Source organism: Aurantimonas sp. E1-2-R+4 (genome assembly GCF_036549515.1).
GTDB classification, from domain to species: Bacteria; Pseudomonadota; Alphaproteobacteria; order Rhizobiales; family Rhizobiaceae; genus Aurantimonas; species Aurantimonas coralicida_A.
This window is the reverse complement of record NZ_JAZHLK010000014.1, coordinates 37,205-56,995: the sequence shown is the minus strand read 5'-3', so window position 1 is coordinate 56,995 and position 19,791 is coordinate 37,205. Positions and strand designations below refer to the sequence as shown.

Annotated in this window: 18 protein-coding genes and 1 tRNA gene; 6 read left to right on the top strand and 13 right to left on the bottom strand. The window is 63.2% G+C overall.

Annotated features, from left to right (window positions below):
- Nucleotide 1: 1 nt before the first annotated feature.
- Both VQ045_RS08800 and VQ045_RS08795 read right to left on the bottom strand, forming a co-directional pair.
- On the bottom strand, nt 2-913 hold the full coding sequence (locus VQ045_RS08800) for an MBL fold metallo-hydrolase (RefSeq protein WP_331829847.1): 912 nt from the start codon (nt 911-913) through the stop codon (nt 2-4).
- Between the two features lie 456 nt (nt 914-1,369).
- A complete protein-coding gene (locus tag VQ045_RS08795) occupies nt 1,370-1,738 on the bottom strand; it encodes a flagellar export protein FliJ (protein WP_331829846.1) in 369 nt (122 codons plus the stop codon).
- A 368-nt stretch (nt 1,739-2,106) separates the two neighbouring features.
- On the opposite strand from VQ045_RS08795, the gene ctrA reads away from it, so the two are divergent.
- A complete protein-coding gene (gene ctrA, locus VQ045_RS08790) occupies nt 2,107-2,799 on the top strand; it encodes a response regulator transcription factor CtrA (RefSeq protein ID WP_327623514.1) in 693 nt (230 codons plus the stop codon).
- 95 nt (nt 2,800-2,894) lie between these two features.
- On the opposite strand, the gene VQ045_RS08785 is transcribed toward ctrA, so the two are convergent.
- Both VQ045_RS08785 and chpT read right to left on the bottom strand, forming a co-directional pair.
- Nucleotides 2,895-3,275, bottom strand: coding sequence for a response regulator (locus VQ045_RS08785; RefSeq protein ID WP_327623513.1), 381 nt, complete (start codon nt 3,273-3,275; stop codon nt 2,895-2,897).
- Between the two features lie 129 nt (nt 3,276-3,404).
- Complete coding sequence (chpT, locus tag VQ045_RS08780) at nt 3,405-4,031, bottom strand: histidine phosphotransferase ChpT (protein ID WP_327623512.1); 627 nt, start codon at nt 4,029-4,031, stop codon at nt 3,405-3,407.
- A gap of 264 nt (nt 4,032-4,295) precedes the next feature.
- Here chpT and VQ045_RS08775 point away from each other — a divergent pair, with 264 nt between their 5' ends.
- Nucleotides 4,296-4,883 (top strand): DUF1134 domain-containing protein, encoded by a 588-nt coding sequence (locus tag VQ045_RS08775; protein ID WP_327645911.1) that lies wholly within the window; start codon nt 4,296-4,298, stop codon nt 4,881-4,883.
- Nucleotides 4,884-5,115: 232 nt separating this feature from the next.
- On the top strand, nt 5,116-6,267 hold the full coding sequence (locus VQ045_RS08770) for a hypothetical protein (RefSeq protein ID WP_327623510.1): 1,152 nt from the start codon (nt 5,116-5,118) through the stop codon (nt 6,265-6,267).
- Between the two features lie 31 nt (nt 6,268-6,298).
- Here VQ045_RS08770 and VQ045_RS08765 read toward each other — a convergent pair whose 3' ends face one another.
- The 5 genes from VQ045_RS08765 to VQ045_RS08745 all read right to left on the bottom strand — a co-directional run bounded on the left by VQ045_RS08765 (nt 6,299) and on the right by VQ045_RS08745 (nt 9,926).
- Nucleotides 6,299-7,111: a TrmH family RNA methyltransferase gene (locus tag VQ045_RS08765; protein WP_327623509.1), complete on the bottom strand. Its 813-nt coding sequence runs from the start codon at nt 7,109-7,111 to the stop codon at nt 6,299-6,301.
- Between the two features lie 9 nt (nt 7,112-7,120).
- A complete protein-coding gene (gene fghA, locus VQ045_RS08760) occupies nt 7,121-7,957 on the bottom strand; it encodes an S-formylglutathione hydrolase (protein WP_331829845.1) in 837 nt (278 codons plus the stop codon).
- Nucleotides 7,958-7,960: 3 nt separating this feature from the next.
- Entirely contained in the window at nt 7,961-9,070 is a 1,110-nt protein-coding gene (locus tag VQ045_RS08755) for an S-(hydroxymethyl)glutathione dehydrogenase/class III alcohol dehydrogenase (protein ID WP_331829844.1), read from the bottom strand.
- 328 nt (nt 9,071-9,398) lie between these two features.
- Nucleotides 9,399-9,473: transfer RNA gene (locus VQ045_RS08750), tRNA-Glu, on the bottom strand.
- Nucleotides 9,474-9,548: 75 nt separating this feature from the next.
- Nucleotides 9,549-9,926: a fimbrial protein gene (locus VQ045_RS08745; RefSeq protein WP_327645904.1), complete on the bottom strand. Its 378-nt coding sequence runs from the start codon at nt 9,924-9,926 to the stop codon at nt 9,549-9,551.
- Nucleotides 9,927-9,955: 29 nt separating this feature from the next.
- On the opposite strand from VQ045_RS08745, the gene VQ045_RS08740 reads away from it, so the two are divergent.
- Both VQ045_RS08740 and rpoH read left to right on the top strand, forming a co-directional pair.
- Nucleotides 9,956-10,957 carry an RluA family pseudouridine synthase gene (locus VQ045_RS08740; protein WP_327645902.1) on the top strand — a complete coding sequence of 334 codons (1,002 nt, stop codon included), beginning with the start codon at nt 9,956-9,958 and terminating at the stop codon, nt 10,955-10,957.
- A gap of 197 nt (nt 10,958-11,154) precedes the next feature.
- Nucleotides 11,155-12,066 (top strand): RNA polymerase sigma factor RpoH, encoded by a 912-nt coding sequence (gene rpoH, locus VQ045_RS08735; RefSeq protein WP_327645901.1) that lies wholly within the window; start codon nt 11,155-11,157, stop codon nt 12,064-12,066.
- A 173-nt stretch (nt 12,067-12,239) separates the two neighbouring features.
- Here rpoH and VQ045_RS08730 read toward each other — a convergent pair whose 3' ends face one another.
- Both VQ045_RS08730 and VQ045_RS08725 read right to left on the bottom strand, forming a co-directional pair.
- Nucleotides 12,240-14,120, bottom strand: coding sequence for a hypothetical protein (locus VQ045_RS08730; RefSeq protein WP_327645899.1), 1,881 nt, complete (start codon nt 14,118-14,120; stop codon nt 12,240-12,242).
- A 52-nt stretch (nt 14,121-14,172) separates the two neighbouring features.
- Nucleotides 14,173-15,465 (bottom strand): adenylosuccinate synthase, encoded by a 1,293-nt coding sequence (locus tag VQ045_RS08725; protein WP_331829843.1) that lies wholly within the window; start codon nt 15,463-15,465, stop codon nt 14,173-14,175.
- Nucleotides 15,466-15,690: 225 nt separating this feature from the next.
- Between VQ045_RS08725 and VQ045_RS08720 the strand changes: the two genes are divergently transcribed.
- A complete protein-coding gene (locus VQ045_RS08720; RefSeq protein WP_327645898.1) occupies nt 15,691-16,617 on the top strand; it encodes a DMT family transporter in 927 nt (308 codons plus the stop codon).
- A 42-nt stretch (nt 16,618-16,659) separates the two neighbouring features.
- On the opposite strand, the gene serA is transcribed toward VQ045_RS08720, so the two are convergent.
- On the bottom strand, nt 16,660-18,267 hold the full coding sequence (gene serA, locus VQ045_RS08715; RefSeq protein ID WP_331829842.1) for a phosphoglycerate dehydrogenase: 1,608 nt from the start codon (nt 18,265-18,267) through the stop codon (nt 16,660-16,662).
- A 254-nt stretch (nt 18,268-18,521) separates the two neighbouring features.
- On the bottom strand, nt 18,522-19,697 hold the full coding sequence (locus VQ045_RS08710; RefSeq protein ID WP_331829841.1) for a phosphoserine transaminase: 1,176 nt from the start codon (nt 19,695-19,697) through the stop codon (nt 18,522-18,524).
- Between the last annotated feature and the right edge of the window lie 94 nt (nt 19,698-19,791).

The window sequence follows — 19,791 nt, the reverse complement described above, 5'->3', positions numbered from 1 at the left end:
ATCAGCCTGCAGGAACGAAGCGGTAGGCTGCACCCTCGACCTCCACACGCCCGATCCCGCCGTCGGGCAGGTGAAAGCCGACGAACCTGAGTTTCTCCGCCGCCAGCCGGTCGAGCAGCATGCGGCGCGTCAACGCCCCCTCCTCCCGGTCTTGATCCGCGCCCCAATGCCACTCCGGGCGAGCGAAGGAGACCGGGTCGTTGGAGATGGCATCACCGACGACCATCGCCGGCTCATCGAGGGCGTGGATCACGAAGGCCGTGTGGCCCGGCGTATGCCCGGGCGTCGCCATCGCCTCGATTCCGGGGATGATCTCCGTGCCGGCCAGGAAGCGCTCCGTTCGCTCCTCGATCGCGTCAAAGCGGCTGCGAGCCCCGACGACGAAAACCTTGCGGTCGTCCGGCGCGGTCGACAGCGTTTCCTCCGAACGCCAGAAGTCCCATTCCGCTCCAGAGATGTGGAACGACGCTTGCGGGAAGACCACTTCGTCGAAATCATCAACGACGCCCCAGATGTGATCGGGATGGGCGTGGGTGAACACGACATCGGTGATCTCGCCGGGATCGATCTTCGCGGCCTCCAGGCTCTCGATCAGGCGGCCCGCCGAGGGCATGAAATTTGGGCCCGACCCGGCGTCGAAAAGGACCAGACGGTCCGGCAGACGGACGAGGGTCAGGTTGCAGGGCGGCAACAATTCACCGGACTGAATGAAGGTTGCTTCCTCCAGAGCCGCGAGGTCGGCCTGGGGGATATCGGGCAAAACGAAGTTAAGTGGCAGGACCAGATTGCCGTCGCTGACGGTCGTCAGCGTTCCGGCGTCGGTCGACGCCAATGCGTTTCCCACAATGGCAGGTGCCAGCGGCACGGCGAGCCCCGCGAGCAGGGCTCGATTGAATGCGCGACGGCTGATCATTGGCTCTGTTCCCACGGTTTAGGATGGCCAGAACGATGGCCGGTACCGTCATATATTCATAAGAATGAATTGATTTCAAAGCAGCGGCGGCCGTCGGCCCCATCCGGTTAGGTGGAACGAGCGCCGCACGGCTCCCAAGAGCGTCAACCGGTCTTGCTACGTTTCAAATCCTGCCTGGGCCGGAGGTAACCCGTTCTGTCTGAGCAGGCTTGCGTTCCAGATGAGCGTCTCGACTGCCAGGTCGCGGGGGATGAGAAACAGCTGATGAAAAAAAGCAGGCTTGCGGGCCGAACTTTTCCGGCCGGGTCGTTCATGCGACCTACGCCCTCTCCGATACGATGACGGGACGGAAAACCGCCAAAGCGGGAACCGATGAGCCGTCCGAATCCGGAGCGGATTGACGACGATCAATCAATTTCTTGAAATTGGATCGAATCGATCCTGTACCCTCACGATCTAGCCGAAGGCCTCGCGCCGTTCGTCGAGCTCCTCGCGGCCCCCATCGCGCTGTTCCAGCTTTTCGGCGTGCAACAGTTCGGCCTCGGCCTCCTCCAGCGCCAGCCGGGCGGCGTTCGTCTGGACCTTCAGATCCTTGACCGAATTGGTCAAATTGTCGCGACGGGCTCGGGCCGCCTTGGCGAAGGTGGGATAGGCGAAGTGCTGGACGTCATTGATTCCAGCCTTTTTTTCCTCGTTGACGATCTGATTGTCGAGTTCAGCCGCCATCCGGGTGAACTCACCCATCATCAGCTCCAACTGCTCGAGTTGGCGACGCTTTTCCGAGAGTTTGAAACGCGCCAGTCGCACCAGGTTGTCACGCTTCATACTCAAATCCCTAGCTGGAGGCTCCGTCTGGCGGAACACTCTTGAACAACGCGCTTGACGGGTTTCGGGCAAGCCTCGGGGGCTATGCGTCTTAACTGTCTGTTTACGCGCACCGTTAATCATAGGGGTGAGGATTTAAGGTCGGGTAAACCGGATTGACCCATTTCGCCGAACCCCGATCGGGGAACGCACAATTTGGGTTCCACGGAAGCATCGTGCCTTGAGCCGTCCCGCAGATGCGTTGCGGTCAGATCCATGAAGGATCAAGAGTATTTGTTAACCATTGCCTGCCATTTTTTGGCCGAATTTAGACAACGAGAGCTTACCGAATATCCAAGTTCGGCGCGGCTGGCTGAGAGGAATTTCTGATGCGCGTTCTTTTGATCGAAGACGACAGCGCCGTGGCACAGAGCATCGAGCTCATGCTGAAATCGGAAAGCTTCAATGTTTACACCACCGATCTGGGTGAAGAAGGCGTCGACCTTGGGAAGCTCTACGATTACGACCTGATCCTGCTCGACCTCAATCTTCCCGACATGTCCGGCTACGAAGTGCTGCGCACCCTGCGCCTGTCCAAGGTGAAGACGCCGATCCTGATCCTGTCCGGCATGGCCGGCATTGAGGATAAGGTTCGCGGCCTCGGCTTCGGCGCTGACGACTATATGACCAAGCCGTTCCACAAGGACGAACTGGTCGCACGGATCCACGCGATCGTCCGGCGGTCGAAGGGACATGCCCAGTCGGTGATCAACACCGGCGATCTCACCGTCAATCTCGATGCCAAGACCGTGGAGGTCGGCGGCCAGCGCGTGCATCTGACCGGCAAGGAATATGCCATGCTGGAGCTTCTTTCGCTGCGCAAGGGCACCACCCTGACCAAGGAGATGTTCCTCAATCATCTCTATGGCGGCATGGACGAGCCAGAGCTGAAGATCATCGACGTCTTCATCTGCAAGCTGCGCAAGAAGCTCTCCACGGCCACCGAAGGCAAGAACTACATCGAGACGGTCTGGGGTCGCGGCTATGTGCTGCGGGAGCCGGAAGAGGCACGCGCGGCCTGAGCGCAACGAATTCCAGTCAAAGCCAGAAGGCCCGCCCCGAACTCCCGCGGCGGGCCATTATCGTTAGAACTTCAGCTTTAGAGCGCAAGCCGGCATCACGCCGCCGCTGACGACTCGAGATAGGGCTCTATCCAGGACCGAAGCGCTTCGCGTTCAAACGGCTTGTAGATAAAGTCCGTCGCCCCGGCACGCTTGAGACGGGTCATCAACCCCAGATTGGCATCGACGATCGAGGCAAGGATGACGAGGCTCGTGCCCTTCGCCATTCGGCGCATCTCGTCAACCAGTTCGGGGCCGGCGCTGTCACTGGGACACGCCGCGATGATGGCGATGTCCGGCAGCCCATTCTGCTTGATCCATTCCCGCGCTTCCGGGGCGTTGGGGACGCTTTCGACGGCGAGACCGAACTGTAGAAGGATGCGGGAAGCAATCTTCCGAATGACCGGCGCGTCGTCGACAATGAGACAGGTTTGCATAGCCTGACAACTCCGCTTGGTTCGCCCTGAACGATGTGTCGGGGTCGACCGTGGCGTAGTTGTAGCCCAGCGGGTTTGCGGTTCCGTTCAGAAACAAGGATAAAAATGCATGAAGCTGATCGTTCAGCTTTAGGATACCCGAAACACCACCGAGGCATCGTTCATTTCATGGACGACCGCCAGCCCCGCCTCCTTGGCCAGAAAGAGCGTGTAGTAGGGCTGTATCGCCTGGGCATCCACGGCCTCTTGGGCGGCATCGCCATTGAGCAGCGCGAGCAGGCGCGGCTGGATCCGAATCCGCTCTCCGGTCGCGCGGACACTGGCTCGGGGCGGATCGATCGCTTCGATCTCCACTCGAACCTCGCCGCCGCGACTGATCGAGGCGCTGGCCATAACCACGAGATTGAGGACGATCTTGGCGAAGTTCTTCACTGCGTAGCCGCCCTCGCCTTCCCAGACGAGATTGGCCTTTTCATGGTCCATATACCCCAACGCCGCCGTCTTGGCCTCGTTGAGATCGATGGTCGCCGTCGGTGAACCCGCAGACCCGAAGGCGATGCGCGCGAACTGCAGCTTGGCCACCGCCGATTTGAGCGAGTGCCGAACCAGCTCCATCGACTCCCGGTCGCCGGGCATATCGTCCAGCAATTCCAATCCGCTCTGGATCCCGAAGACCGGCGAGATGATATCGTGACAAAGCTTGCTGGACAGAAGTGCGGCGAGATCAGCCGCGGAGAGTTCTGGAAGGGTCGTCATAAAAGGTCCGTTTCGATCGAGACAGGGGGACGCGATCACGGCGAATCACCCGTCCCATTTCGATACGAAGCATGATTCCAACCGAGACTCCCGTCAACCGATGGCGGTGGGCCAATCGGCGAAGAGAAATGTGTTCGTGACGCTTCGGCGTTAGGCAATTGAAAAGCATGTTTTGTTCAAATGCCGGGGAAGTCGCCCGCGATGGGCGCCATGCGGGCCTGGCGCACGTCGCCGGCACACCCGCTTTCTCGAAAGGAGCCGGTCATGAACGGTATTATCCGGACGGTCCGCAATCTCATTTTCGCCACAGCCGCGATGCTGGCCTCGGGCCTCGTGGCGGCCGCCCCGGCCATGGCCCAAGCCAGTCCGGCCGGCTACAACATGGACGAGGTCATCCAGACCGGGCATCAATTCTTCGGCACGACGTCGGGAAGCCTGGCCCAGGTCGTCGAGCGGGCGTTCCAGAGTTACGGGCTGCCAAACGGCTATATCCTCGGCGAGGAAGCGGCGGGCGCCTTCTTCGGCGGGCTGCGGTTTGGTGAGGGCACGCTTTTCACCAAGAACGCCGGCCAGCACCGCATTTTCTGGCAAGGCCCCTCGCTCGGCTTCGACGTCGGCGGTGACGGGGCGCGCACGATGATGCTCGTCTACGACCTGCCCTCGGTCGAGGCGGTGTACGGCCGTTTCGGCGGAGTGTCCGGCAGCGCCTATCTGATCGGCGGACTCGGCATGACGGTACTGACACGCGACAATATCGTGCTGGTGCCGGTCAAGACCGGTGTCGGCGCGCGGCTTGGAGTCAATCTCGGTTATCTGAAGCTAACGCCGATGCCGACCTGGAACCCATTCTGACCGATGCGCAGAACATCGGACCAAAAAGTGGAATCCGGTTCTTGGATCATTCCGATGTTCAATCAAAGTGTTAGAGCGCCCTTTGTGCGTCCGGAAAGGCACACGGCGCTCTAAAGGCGTTGCCTGAAGAGCATACCGGCGCGGCAAACTCCGTCGAAAAAATCCCCGGAGGCGGCACCAATGGCGACTTCTGCGTTATAGGTTCTTTCGGCAGTACCACGCGAAGGATCCCATGATCGCCACCGGCCTGACATTTCTCCTCGGCTTTTTCGCCGCGATGCTGCTCGCGCTTCTCGTTGCGCCGGTGATCTGGCGTCGCGCCAAGCGGCTCGCCCGGCGCGAGTTCGAGGCAACGATCCCGTCCAGCGTGAACGAAATTCGCGCCAGCTTCGATCATGTTCGAGCCGAGGCCGCGCTACAGTCCCGGCAACGGGAGATGGATGCGCTGGCGATGCGCGACAAGGCCGCGCTGGAGCGAGCGGACGCAGGACGTGTGGCCCGCGAGAATGCGGAGTTGCGTGCGCACAGTCGCGGTCTGGCCGAGACCGTGGCCCAGCAGGAGAGCGACCTCAAGGAGCTTGCGGCAGCGCTGGCATCGCGTGAGGAAGAGTATGGTCGCCTCGAAAGTCAATTGCGTGAGACGCAATTGGATCTCGAACGCAGCACGGACGAAATGGACGATCTCGCAGCGCGCTTTCGCGAACTCACCCAGATCGCGGAAGAGAGGAAGATCGACACCCTTACCCTCGACAGCAAGCTGGAGCGCGTATCCGACGATTTGCGTTCGGCCGAACGGCGAGAAGGCGAGAAGGCGAGTGCCATCGAGCGGCTACGCGGCGAGTTGAATACGCTCGAGGGTCATCTTCAAAGGGAAAAGGTCGCCTCACGCAAACTGGAAGAGAAAGTGGTTCGGCTCACGGCCCGTCTGGCCGATCAAGAGGAACAGGTCTCTGCCCACGGGCCGCGCCCAACCGGTCTGCTTCCTGACGAGAACATGATCGAGCAGGACGTCCCGGACGTGCCGATGGACGGCCGAGAGCCCTCAGTGACCGACGAACCCGAAACCCGCAAGGCAGCGCTCCCCCCGTCCAAGCCGACAATCGGCCAAAGCGTCCGAGATGCGCTCGATCTACCCGAGCATCCGCTCGGCGAGGAGCATCTCGAAGAGGCGGATCTGCGCCAGCGTATCAGTGACATCGCGGCGCGGGTCGTTCATTTGACCGCCAAGGCCGAGGGAACCGGTTCCCCGATCGACACGATTCTCGAAGAGGCCGAGAAAGCGCCATCTTCTTCCAGCGACCCCGAAACAAAACAGGTCACCCTCGCCGACCGGGTCCGCCGTCTCCGCGACAAGGAAACCGCCGGCGGCCGGGCGACCGGATAGATGGCAAATGCGCCGGCCTCCGCTCGGCGTTCTATCGTCCTCGATTCGTATAGAGGTTGGACAGCACGATCGCGGCAGCGGTGGCCACGTTGAGGCTATCGACGTCGGGCTCCATTTCGATGCGGACCGTTTCCATCCTCTGCATCAGCTCCGGCGATAGGCCCCTTCCCTCGGCTCCGAGGAAAAGCGCCATCGGACCATCGGAACCGAGCTCGCGAAGCGCGATCCCGCCGGCCGGCGAAAGCGCAATCGTCCGATACTCCGCGTTACGACATAGACTCGTGAGGTCCGTGCCGGCGCCCACCCGCGACCACGGCATCGTCAACACGGTCCCGACCGAAACCCTGAGCGCCTTGCGGTAGAGCGGGTCGCAGGACGTCGCATCGAGCAGGACCGCGCCCGCGCCGAAGGCTGCGGAGTTGCGAAAGATCGCACCTATATTGTCGTGATTGGCGATACCGACCGCCACCACGAGCGGACGGCTATGCGCCGCCGCGGAGGCGACCAACTCGGTCGGCGTTCGCCTGACACCTTCTTCCTTGCCATGGGCGAGGACACCGCGATGCATCGCGAAGCCGGCGATCTGGTCAAGAACCTCTCGCTCCGCGACGTAAACCGGTACCCCCGGCGGCAGGCGTGACAAAAGCTCGCTCAGACCGGCCAGGCGGTTGCGCAGGACAAGCAGCGCGGTCGGCCGGAATTGCCGCGACTCCAGAAGCTGATCGAGAACGACTGTGCCCTCTGCGATGAACCCGCCCCGGCCGGTCAGATCCCGATCGCGAATGTCGCGAAACACCTCGATGCGCGGATCCGCCGGATCACCGATCGCGATCGTTTCCGGCACCGGACTGCCTCACCCCATCCTGGCGGCGTGCCAGCGCAGATGGTCTTCCATGAAGGTCGAGATGAAATTGTAGCTGTGATCGTAGCCGGGCTGCCGCCGCAGCGTCAGCCCGATTCCGGCCTTGGCGCAGGCTGCTTCCAGCAGCTCCGGCCTGAGCTGCTCGGTGAGGAAATTGTCGGCCATGCCCTGATCGACGAACAGTTCGTCGACCCGCGCGCCATCCTCGATCAGCGCGACGGCATCGTGCTTGCGCCAGACCGCGCGATCGTCGCCGAGATACATCGCCAGCGCCTTGTGCCCCCACGCGACTTGGCTCGGCGCCCCGATCGGCGCGAAAGCCGAGACGGCCTTGTAGCGACCCGGATGAGTGAGGCCGATAGTCAGCGCGCCGTGGCCGCCCATAGAGTGGCCCATGATCGACTGCCGCGCCGGATCGGCGGGAAATTCGGCGGCGATCAGACCCGGCAGTTCCTCCGTCACATAGCTCCACATGCGATAGTTCTTGGCGAAGGGCTCGTGCGTCGCATCGACGTAGAAGCCGGCTCCGAGGCCGGCGTCGTAGGCCGCGTCCGGATCGTCCGGCACGCCCTCGCCGCGCGGGCTCGTGTCCGGCGCGACGAAGATCAGGCCGAGTTCCGCGCAGGCGCGGCGGTACTCACCCTTTTCCATCACATTGGCATGGGTGCAGGTGAGGCCGGACAGATACCAGACCACCGGCAGCTTCGCTCCGGCCGCGTGCTCCGGCACGAAGACCGCGAAAGTCATGTCGGTGCCGGTCGCCTTGGACGCATGACGATAGACGCCTTGGACACCGCCATGGGCCTTGTTGGTCGAAATCGTTTCCATGGCTCAGAACACCACGACCGAGCGGATCGATTTGCCCTCGTGCATCAGGTCGAAGCCCTTGTTGATCTCTTCGAGGGTCAGCGTGTGGGTAATCATCGGGTCGATCTCGATCTTGCCATTCATGTACCAGTCGACGATCTTCGGCGTGTCGGTGCGACCCCGCGCGCCGCCGAAGGCCGAACCCTTCCAGACCCGGCCGGTGACCAGCTGGAAAGGCCGGGTCGAGATTTCCTTGCCGGCTTCCGCGACGCCGATCACCACCGAGACGCCCCAGCCGCGATGACACGCTTCCAGCGCCTGGCGCATGACCATCGTATTGCCCGTGCAGTCGAAGGTGTAGTCGGCGCCACCGTCGGTGAGCTCGACGAGATGCTGGACGACGTCGCCCTCGATCTCCTTGGGATTGACGAAATGGGTCATGCCGAAGCGTTCGCCCCATTCCTTCTTGTCGTTGTTGAGGTCGACACCGATGATCTTGTCGGCACCGACGAGGCGGGCGCCCTGGATGACGTTGAGCCCGATGCCGCCGAGGCCGAAGACGACGACGTTGGCGCCCGGCTCAACCTTGGCCGTGTTCACCACCGCGCCAACGCCCGTCGTCACGCCGCAGCCGCAATAGCAGGCTGTCTTGAACGGCGCGTCCACGCGGATCTTGGCGACGGCGATTTCCGGCAGAACGGTGAAGTTCGAGAAGGTCGAGCAACCCATATAATGATGGATCGGCTGGCCCTTGTAGCTGAAGCGCGTCGTGCCGTCGGGCATGACGCCCTTGCCCTGGGTCCCGCGGATCGCAGTGCAAAGGTTGGTCTTGCCCGACAGGCAGGACTTACACTGGCGGCATTCCGGCGTGTAGAGCGGGATGACGTGGTCGCCCGGCTTCACATAGGTCACGCCGGCGCCGACTTCGCGCACCACGCCCGCGCCCTCGTGGCCGAGAACGGACGGAAACAGGCCCTCGCTGTCCAGCCCATCCAGCGTGTAGGCATCGGTGTGGCAGATGCCGGTCGCCATGATCTCGACAAGGACTTCACCGGCCTTCGGGCCTTCGAGATCCAGTTCGACGATTTCCAGCGGCTTTTTGGCTTCGAATGCAACGGCGGCTCTGGTCTTCATATGCGAATCTCCAAACGGTCGGTGCCGCGTCTCTGCTAGACGTTTCGCGCCGCGATGCAAATCCGGCGGAGCCAAAAATCTCGGTTCCGCCCGTCGCCATCGCGAGCCGTGGGCACGCTGTCTTGCCCTCATCTGCCCGTAGCCCCAGGGAGGAAAGCGAGGTGATTGCCGCACAGGGCGCAACACGCCGCGGCGGTCTGCGACACCGCCTCGCTAGCGACAGCATCGTCCAAGGACAGTCGGACTTTTGTGAGCGCCCGTTACTCATCGTCGAACGCACGCCGGTGAGACACGCAATCAAAGAATTTCTAATTGACGGGGAGGCAAATGGTACGCCCAAGGGGAATCGAACCCCTGTTTGCGCCGTGAGAGGGCGCCGTCCTAACCGCTAGACGATGGGCGCTTATCGCAGGGCACGATATAACGGCAGCCAGTTGCCGACGCAAGAGGCTTTTGCCGCTTTCGTCGATGCCAACTGTCAGCCGTCGGAAAGGGCGTAGGTGGCGAGAATGCTGCCGTCGGAAAGCGACACGAGCAGCAGTCGCATCCCCGTTGCCGTTCGAATCCGCAGCAGTGCCCGGTCCCCATCAAGCGACGTCTCGACGATTTCGGCTCCGGCCGGGATCGCGATGGCCAGTTCCGCGCCCGGTTGGGGGCGCGCGCCGCCCGAACCACTGGAGACCTTGTAGACAACGGCGGACAGCACGGCCATAACCGCGATCAACATGATCCCGATCGAAACCGCCAAAAGCCGCACCAATTTGCGCCGAACCCGTTCGGTCGCCGGGTCGAGCGGCTTTTCGATCTCACTGTCGTCGCTATGGGTCATGGCCGGTCCGGCGGGCTCCGTTCTCATCGGTGCCCGCTCCTACAGGCGATAAGGCTATGGATACAAGACGTTTCATGGTCGATACCGCCGGAGCCGGCGAGCGGCTCGACAGCTTTCTTGCCGCGGCCAGCGACGGGACACTCTCGCGTAGCCGGGCCAAGACCTTGATTTCTGAGGGGCGCGTTTCGATCAACGGCGAGAATGTCCTCCTCGCCAAGCGCAAGCTCAGCGCTGGCGAGGCAGTCGATGTCGACATGCCGCCCCCCACCGACGCCGCCCCCGAGGCGGAGGCCATTCCGCTTTGCGTCGTGCATGAGGATGCGGACCTCATCGTCATCGACAAGCCGGCGGGTCTCGTCGTCCATCCGGGCCCCGGCAATTGGACCGGAACCCTCGTCAACGCACTGCTCCACCATTGCGGCGACAGCCTCTCCGGCATCGGCGGCGTGCGCCGGCCCGGAATTGTCCACCGCCTCGATAAGGAGACCAGCGGCCTCTTGGTCGTTGCCAAGTCCGATACGGCCCATCGGGGTCTTTCGGAGCAGTTCGCCGCGCATGGCCGCGACGGCCGCCTGTCACGCGCCTATCTCGCAATCGTCTGGGGCACGCTTGCCAGACCCCGCGGCACCGTCGACGCGGCCCTCGGCCGCTCGGCCAGCGACCGCGTCAAACGGGCCGTGGTGCCGGAGGGGCGCAGCGACGCCCGCCATGCGATCACCCGCTACACCTTGCGTGCCGCCTCGCCGCTCGACGGCGGCCTGGCCTCCCTGGTCGAATGCGTGTTGGAGACCGGACGCACGCATCAGATCCGGGTTCATATGGCCCATATCGGTCAACCGCTGGTGGGCGACGATGTCTACGGCGCGGGATTTCGCACCAAATCAGAGCGCCTCGACCCGGATGCCAAACGTGTCGTCCAAGGCTTTCGCCGCCAGGCGTTGCATGCCCACCGTTTGGGATTCGTCCATCCGGTCTCGGGCGCCCCCCTGTCCTTCCAGTCGCCCTTGCCGGAGGACATGGTGGAACTCTGCGCTGCTTTCGGCATTGCACAGCAGTGAGAAGTGGGTTCAAGATTCGGTCGCGCTTCCCCTGAACGCATTGTTCAAAGGCTCGTTCACGCCGCGTGACACGCGATTGTGCCGTGAATTCGGCGCATCAAACCCTATATAATAAGGTCTGTGCGAACGGGGTCTTTGCGGTTCGCGATCCGGCCGGCTTCTGTCGAAGCGGCCGATTCAACGATGGAGGGCAATGAATGGCCCAGTCTAATCTTCCCAGCATCGCCTCGGGCGAAGCCGGCCTCAGCCGCTATTTGGAAGAGATCCGCCGGTTCCCGATGCTGGAGCCTCAGGAAGAATATATGCTGGCCAAGCGCTATGCTGAACACGACGACCGTGACGCGGCGCACCGGCTGGTGACCAGCCATCTGCGGCTCGTCGCAAAGATCGCGATGGGCTATCGCGGTTACGGGTTGCCCATCGGCGAAGTCGTTTCCGAAGGCAATGTCGGCCTGATGCAGGCGGTCAAACGTTTCGATCCGGAGCGGGGTTTCCGCCTGGCGACCTACGCCATGTGGTGGATCAAGGCTTCGATCCAGGAATACATCTTGCGCTCGTGGAGCCTCGTGAAGATGGGCACGACCGCGAATCAAAAGCGTCTGTTCTTCAACCTTCGCAAGATGAAGAGCCGCATCCAGGCCCTTGAAGAGGGTGATCTGCGGCCGGATCAGGTCGACCAGATCGCCACGCAGCTCGGCGTTTCAGCCGAGGAAGTCGTCTCGATGAACCGCCGCCTCTCCGGCGATGCCTCGCTAAACGCGCCGTTGCGGGCCACCGAGGGCGAGTCCGGCGAATGGCAGGATTGGCTCGTCGACGACAGCGAATCGCAAGAGGATTCGCTCGCGCGCGAGGATGAGCTCGATCAGCGTCGCGGCATGTTGAACAATGCGATGGATGTCCTCAACGATCGGGAACGGCGCATCTTCCAGGCGCGTCGTCTCTCCGAAGACCCGCTGACACTCGAGACGCTCTCCGGCGAGTTCGACATCAGCCGTGAGCGCGTGCGCCAGATCGAGGTCCGGGCCTTCGAAAAGGTGCAAAAGGCCGTTCGGGACACTGCCGAGGCGGCGCATCGAGCACTGCGGTCGGTTGACCAGGCCAGCGCCTGACCGACACGACAGCCGACTGAAAAAGCAAAGGACCGGTTCGCTCCATGGCGCACCGGTCCTTTTTTTGTTCAGATCATCGACCGCGATTGCGCGGCACGGGCGGCGACCGATGCGCGATCACATCTCCAGATCGAGCGAGACGGGCGACCTCGCCAAAGAGCTTGGAAAGATCGTCAGGTTTTTGCGTTCCAGGCGTCCAGAGCTTCCTTGAAAACGCGATCACCCGGAATCCCCTTCTCGATCGACATCAACGCCCGCCGCCCAGTCTCGTAAGCGATCGGAATATCGATCCATTGTTCGCTTTTCAGCAGCGAAAGATTGCTCTGCATCGCCTGTTCGAGATTGTTCAGGGCGATGATGAAGAAGCCGTCGGAGATCTTGCCCGCGACTCCGATCAGCGGCTCGCCCCGCGCCTGCTCAGTCGCTTTCAGTGCCAGACGCTGCACGTTGGCGACGCCGCCGCCGCTGAAATTCGCCGGTGTGGTGAAGAGAAGCTCGATGACGTGGCTTGCCGGCAGCGTCGGATCGGCGTTCCGGCGAATGGTCATCGTCATCTTGAGATTTTCATCCGGAACCTCGGCGACGGCGCGGATCGCCGGTTCCGGAGGCTGCCCCTCGCTCGGCGATTCGTTGACCACCGACCAGACGACATTGCCGCCTTCCTGCGTGCCGGACGTCGTTTCCGTCCGCTCTTGGTAAAACACCGCCTTTTGCGCCACGGCGGGCGTGTTGCCGGTGGCCGGTTCGACAGCCGCAACTTCGGGGCTTGCGGCTTCTTCACCGGCAACCGGCGTCTGCGCCTCCGCGGGTGCGGCGCCGACCACAGCGGGGTCCTCCCCGATTTCGCTGCTGATGGTCGGCGATGCGGAGGATTCCGCCGGTACCGGCGATGCCGGGGCGATATCCGTTCCCTCGTCGAACGCGTTGGGCTCGCCCCCCGCCGGTCCCTCGTCCACTTCGGTCCCATCGGGAAGCAGCCGTTGGGTGAATTGCCGGGCCGATTGGCCCCGCGGCGCCTCGGCGCCAGCCACGTCACTTATGCCGGTCTCTCCCGGTCCGCTCGCATCGGGGCTTTGCGAAACCGACTCGCCGGTGGCCGCTGCCGTTCCGCCGTTCGCGGCCGCCGGCTCTTTGTCTGTCGTAGTGGCGATATTGTCGAGATCCGATGGAGCGACCAGCAGTGCCTCGATCTGGTCGCGATAGGTCCATCCAACGGCTCCGAGACCACCCAAGAGGACGATAACGAGAGTTGCGGCGATCAGCGAACGCCCTTTGCCCGATCCTTTCCGCTTCCCGCGCGGCGAATAGCGCGGGCCTGAAACATCAGCCTCCGGGATGTCGTCGTCTGTGCGGATGCCCGCGGGAATTCTTTCGTCGTCATAGAATGCATCGTCATGGGTTCCGTCGGCCTCGCGTCGCGCCGCCCCGGATGCGGTGGGAACGATGAACGGGGAACCGACGGGGGATGGCCCGGCCGCCGCCTCGGGTTCCTCCGTCGCGATCGGGAAAAACGGCGGCGGCTCATGACGCGGCGTCGCTGCGGATTTCTTCAGTCCCGGGAAGACCGAATCGACGATTCCACTCCCGCTCCGCTCCGTCGCCCGGTCGCCTGAATTGGCCCGCGAATCGGGTGTCCCACCACCCTGTTCCGGGGAGTGGCCGGGCAGCGAAGGAGCCTTCGGCAAGACGGCTTTCGGCACTGGCGGAGCGGGAGTTTCGCTCGCGCCCACCCAGGCCTCCGGCGCTGGTGTATCCGAACGGCCCCCGCCGGGTCTGCCCCGTGCTTCCGACGTATCGGCCGCCAGGAGCGCCGCCAGATCGTCGTCCGGCTCGCCATCCGTTGGGCTGGTATAATGCTGTTCGGTGCGCGCGATCGCGTCCTCAAGCGCGGCGAGCCGAGTGGCGACGACGGTCTCGGCCAACGGTGGATTCGCCCCGTCGATCTGCCTTTGAATTGCCGCGCGGGCCTTATCATAGACCTTAGCGCGCATCTGCGGCGTAGCGCGCGGCAGGCCGTCGATGGTTTTACGAAGTACGCCGCTCAAGTCCGCCATGGATCGCAGTCACTCACTTGTCTTGATTTTCTGGTGTCCCGGCGTCCCGACTCTAATCCTGAAACGGATCGCGAACAAGTATTGTGTCGTCCCGCTCGGGCGAGGTCGACAGAAGCGTCACCGGCGCCTGCACCAATTCTTCTATGTGTCTGACATATTTGACGGCTTGGGCCGGAAGATCGTTCCAGCGCCGCGCGCCAGCGGTCGTATCTTTCCAGCCTTCCAAAGTCTCGAAGATGGGCTTGACCCGCTGTTGCTCTGAAAGACTGGCAGGAAGATAGTCGATTTGCTTGCCATCCAGATTGTAACCGACGACGATCTTGATCTCCTCAAGACCATCTAACACATCTAATTTGGTCAATGCGAGCCCGTCGATGCCGTTGAGGGCGACCGCTTGACGCACGAGAACCGCGTCGAACCAGCCGCAACGGCGCTTGCGGCCGGTGACGGTGCCGAACTCGCGGCCCTTCTCACCAAGAAAACGGCCAATCTCGTTATCCTGCTCGCTGGGGAACGGCCCTTCCCCCACCCGCGTCGTGTAGGCCTTGGTGATGCCGAGGACGAAGCCGATACTGCCGGGCCCAAGGCCCGAACCGGCCGACGCCTGCCCGGCAACCGTGTTGGAGGAGGTCACGAAGGGGTAGGTGCCATGGTCGATGTCGAGCAACGTTCCTTGGGCGCCCTCGAACAGGATTCGGTCGCCGGCTTTGCGCCGCTCATCGAGAAGCCGCCAGACGCGGTCGATAAAAGGCGTGATTTCATGGGCGATAGAGGTCAGTTCGTCGAGGATCGTCGCCGGGTCGATCTCATTCTGCCCAAGACCGCGCCGCAAGGCATTGTGGTGGGCGAGCAGGCGATCGATCCGGTCCGGCAGGCTGTCGGGATGCGCCAGATCCATGACCCGTAGCGCACGCCGGCCGACCTTGTCCTCGTAGGCCGGGCCGATGCCGCGCCCGGTCGTGCCGATCTTGGTGCCGACACTGGCATTTTCCCGCGTCGCGTCGAGTTCGCGATGCAGCGAGAGAATCAGCGCCGCGTTGTCGGCGATACGCAGCGACTGGGGATCGATCGAAACGCCCTGCGCCTCGAGACGCTTTTTCTCCGCAACGAAAGCATGGGGATCGAAAACGACGCCATTGCCGATCACCGACAACTTGCCCTTGCGAACAACACCCGACGGCAGCAGCGAGAGCTTGTAGGACGTCCCGTCGACGACGAGCGTATGGCCGGCATTGTGCCCGCCCTGAAACCGCACGACCACGTCCGCCCGTTCCGACAGCCAGTCGACAATCTTCCCCTTACCCTCGTCTCCCCATTGCGATCCGACGACGACGACGTTGGCCATTAACAGTCCTCTTGCAATTTTCGCCCGCCCGCCTGGTGCGAGGCGCGCGGACTATAGTCAAGCACCCCGCCGGAAGCGAGGGCGTGAAGCGACCGAACTCGCGGAAAATGCCCGGCCGGGCGGCTTCGTTCGCTCAGCGAGCGCAAAGCCCCAATTTCATCAGGCATGCTTATTTGACCGCAAGCCCCCTATGCGACCCGGCCCCGTCCACGTAAACGCAAAGCCATGACATCTCGCTTCCGGCATCCTTACCTTATCCTGGCGACGGTGGCCCTGTTGTGGGGCGGCAATGCGATCGCGGGCAAGCTCGCCGTCGGGCACGTCTCGCCGATGCTGCTCACCTTGCTACGCTGGACTTTCGCGTGCCTGTTCATGGCGCCCTTCGCGCTCCGCGACGTGCGCCGGGAGTGGCCCGTGATCCGGCGCAACCTGCCGTTTCTCTTCGCGCTCGGCGCGCTCGGTTTCGCCACCTTCAACGCGATCTTCTATCTGGCGTTGAACTACACCACGGCGATCAACGTGACGATCGAGCAATCGGCGATGCCGTTGATCGTGTTGATGGCGAACTTCCTGCTCTTCCGCATGCCCGTTTCGTCCTTCCAAATCGTCGGCTTCTCCCTGACCTTGGTCGGCGTCGTACTGACCGCCTCGCATGGCGAACCGTCGGCGCTTCTGGCCCTCGACCTCAATCGCGGCGACGCCTTGATGATGATCGCCGTGCTGCTTTACGGCGGTTACACGGTGGCCCTGCGGTTCAAGCCGGTGCTGAACTGGCGTTCGACGATCTTCATGCTCGCCGCCTCCGCCTTGGTCGTCTCGGTGCCCTTCGCGGCGGCGGAGTGGGCCATGGGCGATACGCGCCTGCCCGACGGCCAAGGCCTCTCCGCCGCGCTCTACACGGCGATCTTTCCCTCGCTCATCGCCCAGTCGCTCTACATCCGCGGCGTCGAGATGATCGGACCGAACCGCGCCAATCTGTTCATTAATCTGGTGCCGATCTTCGGCGCGATCCTCGCCGTATTGGTCATCGGCGAGACACTTCGCACCTACCACATCATCGCGCTCGCCTTCGTTCTCGGCGGCATCATGCTGGCCGAACGCGGGGCTGCCAGACGGCATCGAACGCCGGAAACAAAAACGGCGCCCCGATAATCACGGGACGCCGTCTCGATCAGGATGATCTGGCCTGTCAAATCAGCCGGCGACGTCCGCGACGTCGAAGCGCAAGGGTTTGGCGCTGGCGATCTCCTTGTGGGCGCGTACCGCGTCCAGCACATCTTCAGGCACCGGCGAATCGACGTAGAGCAGCGCGATCGCGTTGCCGCCGGGCCGGTCGCGACCGAGCTGGAAGTTGGCGATGTTGACGCCTGCCTTGCCGAACACCGTGCCGAGCAGACCAATGATGCCTGGCGCGTCGTTATTGGTCGTGTAGACCATGTGCCGGCCGACTTCGGCGTCGAGATTGATGCCCTTGATCTGGATGAAGCGAGGCTTGCCGTCGGAAAAAACGGTTCCGGCAACGGACCGGGTCTGCTTTTCGGTGACGACCGTCAGCTTGATATAGCTGTCGAAGACGCCCGACTTGTCGCGCCGCGACTCGGTCAGCTGGATGCCGCGCTCCTTCGCCATGATCGGCGCCGAGACCATGTTGACGTCCGAGACCTGGCTCTTGATCAACCCGGCCAGCGTCGCGCTGGTCAGCGCCCGCGTATTCATCGCCGCGACGCTGCCGTCATAGATGATTTCCACCGACTTGATCGCCTCCTCGGTGACCTGGCCGGCGAAGGCGCCGAGGCACTCGGCGAGCTGGACGAAGGGCGTCAGGATCGGCGCCTCCTCGGCCGTGATCGACGGCATGTTGATGGCGTTCGCGACCGCGCCCCGGATCAGATAGTCCGACATCTGCTCGGCGACCTGGAGCGCGACATTTTCCTGCGCCTCGGAGGTCGAGGCGCCCAGATGCGGCGTGCAGACGACGTTCTCGAGACCGAAGAGCGGCGAGTTCGTCGCCGGCTCCACCTCGAACACGTCGACGCCGGCCCCGGCCACTTTGCCGGACTTGATCGCCTCGGCGAGATCGGCCTCGACGATCAGGCCGCCGCGTGCGCAGTTCACGATGCGGACGCCATCCTTCATCTTGGCGATCGCCGCCTTGTCGATGATGCCCTTGGTCTTGTCGGTCATCGGCGTGTGCAGCGTGATGAAGTCGGAGCGCTTGAAGAGATCGTCGAGTTCCACCTTTTCGATCCCGAGCTGCGCGGCGCGGTCGGCCGACAGGAACGGGTCGAAGGCGATGACCCGCATCTTCAACCCGACGCCACGCGCGGCGACGATGGCGCCGATATTGCCGCAGCCGATGATGCCGAGCGTCTTGCCGGTGATCTCCACGCCCATGAAGCGGTTCTTCTCCCACTTGCCGGCCTGGGTCGAGGCGTCGGCGGCGGGCAGTTGGCGCGCGACGGCGAACATCAGCGCGATCGCGTGTTCGGCGGTAGTGATCGAGTTGCCGAAGGGCGTGTTCATCACGATGATTCCCTTCCGGCTGGCGGCCGGAATGTCGACATTGTCGACGCCGATGCCGGCGCGGCCGACGACCTTTAGCTTGGTCGCGGCCTGGATGAGCTTTTCCGTGACCTTGGTGGCCGAGCGGATCGCGAGGCCGTCATACTGACCGATGACTTCGAGGAGCTTGTCCTTGTCCTTGCCGAGATCGGGCATATAGTCGACCTCGATGCCACAGTCGGCGAAGATCTGGACGGCGGTCTGGGACAGTTTGTCGGAAACGAGAACGCGGGGTGCCATGGGTGGGGTCCTTGTGACAGGCAGCGACGAGGTCTGCGGACTTCGCGTCACTGCGTAAGACGGGCGCCGTCCTCTCCGATCGTCATCCCGGCCCTGAGCCGGGACCCATGCCAAGCCGTTCCGGCCTGCATTTCGATCGAGGAGAGAGCTCTTCCCGATCCGATCGGTTCGTGTTGGCGATTTGGAATGGGTCCCGGCACGAGGCCGGGACGAGGAGGCTCTGGAATCGGAGCCCCGTCAGCCACGCGGGCCTGTCAGGCCGCTTGCGCGAGGCCGGCCTTCTGAACGTCGTAGGCCCAGCCGATCCAGGGCATCAGCGCTTCGACGTCGGCGGTTTCGACCGTCGCGCCACACCAGATGCGCAGGCCCGGAGGCGCATCGCGATAGGCGCCGATGTCGAGGGCCACGCCCTCCTTCTCCAGCAGCGCGGCGACGCTCTTCGCGAAGGCGGCCTGTTGGTCGGCCGTGAGCCGCTTGACCGCCGGATCGGCAAAGGTGAGGCAGACCGAGGTATTGGAGCGCAGCGCCTTGTCCGCGGCCAGGAAGGACAGCCACGGATTGGCCACGACATAGGTCTCGACGGCCGCGAGATTGGCGTTCGCACGGGCCTTCAGGGCTGCGAGGCCGCCGATCTCTTTCGACCACGCCAGCGCGTCGAGATAGTCCTCGACACACAGCATGGACGGGGTGTTGATCGTCTCGCCCTTGAAGATGCCTTCGATGAGCTTGCCGCCCTTGGTCAGGCGGAAGATCTTCGGCAGCGGCCAGGCCGGCTTGTGGCTTTCCAACCGCGCGACCGCGCGTGAGCTAAGGATCAGCATCCCGTGTGCCGCCTCGCCGCCAAGCACCTTCTGCCAGGAGAAGGTGACGACATCCAGCTTGTCGTAGGGCAGATCCTGCGCAAACGCGGCCGAGGTCGCATCACAGATGGTGAGGCCCTTGCGATCCGCCGGAATAGCGTCGCCATTCGGCATCCGCACGCCGGACGTCGTGCCGTTCCAGGTAAAGACAACATCGCGGTCGAAATCGACCTGGGCGAAGTCGACGATCTCGCCATAAGGAGCCTCGAAGCTGCGCGCGTCGTCGAGCTTCAACTGCTTGATCGCGTCGGTCACCCAGCCGGCGCCGAAGGATTCCCAGGCCAGAACATCGACGCCGCGTTCGCCGAGCAGCGACCACATCGCCATCTCGACCGCGCCGGTATCGGACGCCGGCACGATGCCGATGCGATAGTCGGCAGGAACGCCGAGAATATCCCGGGTGTCGTCGATCGCCTGTTGCAGTTTGGATTTGCCGACCTTGGCGCGATGCGAGCGACCGAGCGCGGCATCGGCGAGCACATCGAACGACCAACCGGGTCGTTTCGCGCAGGGGCCGGAAGAAAAACGGGGATTGGCCGGACGCAGGTCCGGCTTCGCGGTATTTGCCATCTGAGCTACCCTCACAGATAGAAGCGCCTCGTTGGGGAGGCGTGTCCCGCGGATGGCGCTACTCCCCCTCCCGGTCCTTGGTCAAGCGGCAATT

What these genes read in the sequence shown, in the direction of transcription:
- VQ045_RS08800 (WP_331829847.1), bottom strand. Translation starts at nt 913, where the DNA reads ATGATCAGCCGTCGCGCATTCAATCGAGCCCTGCTCGCGGGGCTCGCC.
- VQ045_RS08795 (WP_331829846.1), bottom strand. Translation starts at nt 1,738, where the DNA reads ATGAAGCGTGACAACCTGGTGCGACTGGCGCGTTTCAAACTCTCGGAA.
- ctrA (WP_327623514.1), top strand. Translation starts at nt 2,107, where the DNA reads ATGCGCGTTCTTTTGATCGAAGACGACAGCGCCGTGGCACAGAGCATC.
- VQ045_RS08785 (WP_327623513.1), bottom strand. Translation starts at nt 3,275, where the DNA reads ATGCAAACCTGTCTCATTGTCGACGACGCGCCGGTCATTCGGAAGATT.
- chpT (WP_327623512.1), bottom strand. Translation starts at nt 4,031, where the DNA reads ATGACGACCCTTCCAGAACTCTCCGCGGCTGATCTCGCCGCACTTCTG.
- VQ045_RS08775 (WP_327645911.1), top strand. Translation starts at nt 4,296, where the DNA reads ATGAACGGTATTATCCGGACGGTCCGCAATCTCATTTTCGCCACAGCC.
- VQ045_RS08770 (WP_327623510.1), top strand. Translation starts at nt 5,116, where the DNA reads ATGATCGCCACCGGCCTGACATTTCTCCTCGGCTTTTTCGCCGCGATG.
- fghA (WP_331829845.1), bottom strand. Translation starts at nt 7,957, where the DNA reads ATGGAAACGATTTCGACCAACAAGGCCCATGGCGGTGTCCAAGGCGTC.
- VQ045_RS08755 (WP_331829844.1), bottom strand. Translation starts at nt 9,070, where the DNA reads ATGAAGACCAGAGCCGCCGTTGCATTCGAAGCCAAAAAGCCGCTGGAA.
- VQ045_RS08745 (WP_327645904.1), bottom strand. Translation starts at nt 9,926, where the DNA reads ATGAGAACGGAGCCCGCCGGACCGGCCATGACCCATAGCGACGACAGT.
- VQ045_RS08740 (WP_327645902.1), top strand. Translation starts at nt 9,956, where the DNA reads ATGGATACAAGACGTTTCATGGTCGATACCGCCGGAGCCGGCGAGCGG.
- rpoH (WP_327645901.1), top strand. Translation starts at nt 11,155, where the DNA reads ATGGCCCAGTCTAATCTTCCCAGCATCGCCTCGGGCGAAGCCGGCCTC.
- VQ045_RS08730 (WP_327645899.1), bottom strand. Translation starts at nt 14,120, where the DNA reads ATGGCGGACTTGAGCGGCGTACTTCGTAAAACCATCGACGGCCTGCCG.
- VQ045_RS08725 (WP_331829843.1), bottom strand. Translation starts at nt 15,465, where the DNA reads ATGGCCAACGTCGTCGTCGTCGGATCGCAATGGGGAGACGAGGGTAAG.
- VQ045_RS08720 (WP_327645898.1), top strand. Translation starts at nt 15,691, where the DNA reads ATGACATCTCGCTTCCGGCATCCTTACCTTATCCTGGCGACGGTGGCC.
- serA (WP_331829842.1), bottom strand. Translation starts at nt 18,267, where the DNA reads ATGGCACCCCGCGTTCTCGTTTCCGACAAACTGTCCCAGACCGCCGTC.
- VQ045_RS08710 (WP_331829841.1), bottom strand. Translation starts at nt 19,697, where the DNA reads ATGGCAAATACCGCGAAGCCGGACCTGCGTCCGGCCAATCCCCGTTTT.